The organism is Actinomycetes bacterium (genome assembly GCA_036510875.1).
Classification (GTDB): domain Bacteria; phylum Actinomycetota; class Actinomycetes; order Prado026; family Prado026; genus DATCDE01.
Map to the genome: position 1 here is coordinate 1 of DATCDE010000363.1, position 3,600 is coordinate 3,600.

A 3,600-nucleotide genomic window follows, 5' to 3' on the forward strand; every position below is an offset into this window, starting at 1 on the left:
CAGTTGGCCCCGGGCGAGACCGTCAAGGGATCCCTGGTCTTCTACGTTCCCAAGCCGGTCAGCAGTTTCACCCTCACCTACCACGGCTCCACCCAGCAGCTCCGCCTGTAGACGGCGGGCCCCCGGCCCCGGGCCTTCGGAGACAGTGCGGACGTCGAGCAACCTCGAACAGGAAGTCTCCGGGCGCACCGACGTGATGCCGATCGCGCTCGCATCCGCCGGTGTGGAACGGGACTGAGGGCCGAGCTGCTCGGCCAATCGACGACCGGTGCAATGGGTCAGGTCGTGCTTCCGATGCGCGACGGCTCGGCCGCGCATCGGAAGCCGATGTGGCTCATGCCGGTGTCGATCATCTGCGGGCGTCGAGCGGCCGGTCGGTAGCGCAGGCAGTAGGAGTCGGCGCAGAGGAACGAGCCGCCCTTGATGACCTTGCGCGGCACGCGGAACTGCGGCTGCCGCGGGTCGAGGCTCTCCTCGGGTGTGCCGCCGCGGGGGTCACGGGGGGCGCAGCAGGGTGCCATGTCGGCGAAGCGGGTCTCGACGTACCAGTCGTTGGTCCACTCCCAGACGTTGCCTGCCATGTCGGACAGCCCGTAGCCGTTGGGCGGGTAGGTCCCGACGGGCGCGGTCGTGCCATAGCCGGGCTCGGCCCGCCAGGGGAAGTCGCCGTGCCAGTAGTGCGCACGCCGCTCGTCCGGCTCCTCGGGCTCGTCCCCCCAGGTGTATGTGGTGCCTTCGAGGCCGCCGCGGGCGGCGCGCTCCCACTGGGCCTCGGTCGGCAGCCTGAGCCCCGCCCAGGTGGCGTAGGCCACGGCGTCCTCGTGCGCAACGTGGACGACCGGGTGGTCCTCGCGGCCCACGACGTCCGTCCTCGGGCCTTCGGGGTGCCGCCAGCAGGCTCCCGGGGTCCACGTCCACCACTGGCTGAGGTGACGCAGGTCGACCGGCCCGGGGGTGCGGGTGAACACCATCGAGCCGGGGACGAGGTTCTCCGCGGGGGCTCCGGGGAAGTCGGCCGGGTCAAGCGGGCGCTCCGCGACCGTGACGTAGCCGGTGTCCTGGACGAACCTCGCGTAGTCGGCGTTCGTGACGGTCGTCCGCCCGAGCCAGAAGCCGGACACCTCCACGGCACGCGCGTGCGCCTCCTCGGCGTAATGCGCGTCCGACCCCATCAGGAATGTGCCGCCGGGGACCCACACCATGTCGCCCGCCGGCGGTCCGCCCGGAGGGGCCACGGCCGGCGACATGTCGTGCCGATGGCTCATGCGCTTGGGAGCCCGGCCTGCAGCTTGGCCAGCGCCTGGGAGATGCCGAACGACGCCGGCTTCTGGGTCGGCGGGAACTCCAGGAACGACGCCGCCATCTGCGCGACGAACGCCTGCGCCGGGACCAGCAGGAACGCGTGGTCGAGCATCCAGTCCCAGTAGGTGTTGGAGGTGTGGTCGGCGCGCTCGTAGGGGTCGGTTCGCAGGTTGAAAATCTTCGGCACGCGCAGCTCGGTGAACGGCTCGGCCCAGACCTGCAGCGTGCCGACGACACGCTGCTCCATGAACACCATCTTCCAGTTGTCGTACCTGACCGCGAGCAGGTCGCCGTCGTCGCTGACGTAGAAGAAGAAGTCCCGCGGACTCGAGTCAACGTCGGCCGTGATGTACGGCAGCTGATTGTGACCGTCGAGGTGCACGCGGTACGTCGTTCCGTTCAGCTCCGCACCCGCCTTGAGCTGGTCGGCGATGTCCGGGACGCCAGCGGCGGCGAGCAACGTGACATACCAGTCGTTGTGGCTCATGATCCCGTTGAGCACGGTCCGCGCCGGGATGCGTCCCGGCCAGCGCACCACGGCGGGCACTCGATAGGCCCCTTCCCAGTTCGTGTTCTTCTCGCCACGGAACGGCGTCATGCCGGCGTCCGGCCACGAGTTCATGTGCGGCCCGTTGTCGGTCGAGTAGAGGACGATCGTGTCCTCGGCGAGCCCGAGCTCGTCGAGGAGCCCGAGCAGCTCACCGACCTGCGCGTCGTGGTCGATCATCGTGTCGTGGTAGCCCGACTGCCACCGACCCGCCTGGCCGCGGCTCTCCGGCTTGGTATGCGTGCGGAAATGCATGTGCGTGGAGTTGAACCACACGAAGAACGGCGTCTGCGACTCCGCCTTGTCTCGGATGAACTCCGTCGCAGCCTCGATGAACTCGTCGTCGACGGTCTCCATCCTCTTCCGGGTCAGCGGACCGGTGTCCTCGATGCGCTGGGTCCCGTCACCGTTGGCCCAGGTGTGCAGGACCCCGCGCGGACCGAACTTCGTCCGGAAGTCCGGGAAGTCCTCCGGCTTCGGGTAGTCGTCGAGCTCGGGCTCCTCCTCCGCGTTGAGGTGGTACAGGTTGCCGAAGAACTCGTCGAAGCCGTGCATCGTCGGCAGGTGCTCGTCACGGTCGCCGAAGTGGTTCTTCCCGAACTGACCGGTCGCATACCCTTGCGCCTTGAGCGCCGTCGCGACAGTCGGCGTGGTCGACTGCATCCCGAGCTCGGCACCGGGCAGCCCGACCTTCGTCAGCCCGGTACGGATCGGGTTCTGCCCGGTGATGAACGCCGCCCGACCCGCGGTGCAGCTCTGCTCCCCGTAGTAGTCGGTGAACCGCGCCCCTTCCTCCGCGATCCGGTCGATGTTCGGCGTGCGGTAACCCATCAGCCCGTCGCTGTAGCAGCTGAGATTCGAGATCCCAATGTCGTCACCCCAGATCACCAGGATGTTCGGCCTGTCCTGCGGCATCGCGATCTCCCCGGGTCCGAAGTGGAGTGGTCAGCCTAACCACACCTCGCCCCGGTGAAGCCAGCCCGACGGTTCTCACCAGATGTTCACACGGGCGCTTCGTTGGATCCGCGGGAGCCGGATCAAGCACCCGCTCGGCAAGAAGTTTCGATCTGGATCTTCGCCCTGCCCTCGCGCTCCCACTGACCGAGCCGACGTGACGTTTCAGCGCGCATACCGGCGGTCTCGTCGGGCGGTGGGGATGAGCGGCGTCCGCTCCAGCGCCCGGCGGCAGGTGCGGATCTGGTCTCGGCCTCTGCCGGGCGACAATCGAAGGGTGAGCGTGGTGGTGGTGGCCGTCCTCGGCTCCCGAGTGGAAGCGGAGATGATCACGGGCATGCTCCGAAGCCACGGAGTGAAGGCTTCGGTGTCAGGCGACGACATGGCTGGGCTGGAGGTGGCACTGCAGGCGCAGGGCGTCCCGGTCCTGGTTCCGGATGTGAAGGCCGCCGAAGCCCGACGCCCCCTGGCTGGCTCGGGCTCAGGGCGATCCGAGGCAGGAGAGCTCAGCGCCTTCCAACGCTGGATTGTCCGTCTGCTCGGCGGTGACAAGCCTCGCCCGTAGGATGCGATCCGCCGCACCTACGTGTAGATGTGCAGAGCGCCATCCGCAGTCGTCAAGCCGGCCCTTGCCGAGCGCTGGAGGTTGCACTCACGCCGATGAGCGGATGTACCTGAACTGATGCCATAACGGGGCGGGGCCTCCCGCTCCCCGTGAGTTCCGCAGGAAACTGCGGTTACTGACGGCCCATCGAGGAAGGGAGGCCACCGTGGGCGACGGTATCGCTGGTGGGCAG

The 3,600-nt window shown here is 68.4% G+C and carries 3 protein-coding genes; 1 reads left to right on the forward strand and 2 read right to left on the reverse strand.

Features of this window, described 5'->3' with window-relative positions; translation table 11 throughout:
• Positions 1–278 precede the first annotated feature (278 nt).
• Together VIM19_20900 and VIM19_20905 are read right to left on the reverse strand one after the other, a co-directional pair.
• Positions 279–1,265 carry a formylglycine-generating enzyme family protein gene (locus VIM19_20900; protein HEY5187293.1) on the reverse strand — a complete coding sequence of 329 codons (987 nt, stop codon included), beginning with the start codon at positions 1,263–1,265 and terminating at the stop codon, positions 279–281.
• Entirely contained in the window at positions 1,262–2,764 is a 1,503-nt protein-coding gene (locus VIM19_20905; GenBank protein HEY5187294.1) for an arylsulfatase, read from the reverse strand. Before VIM19_20905 ends, VIM19_20900 begins: the two co-directional genes overlap by 4 nt.
• Before the next feature lie 316 nt (positions 2,765–3,080).
• On the opposite strand from VIM19_20905, the gene VIM19_20910 reads away from it, so the two are divergent.
• Positions 3,081–3,368: a DUF2007 domain-containing protein gene (locus VIM19_20910; protein ID HEY5187295.1), complete on the forward strand. Its 288-nt coding sequence runs from the start codon at positions 3,081–3,083 to the stop codon at positions 3,366–3,368.
• Positions 3,369–3,600 lie beyond the last annotated feature (232 nt).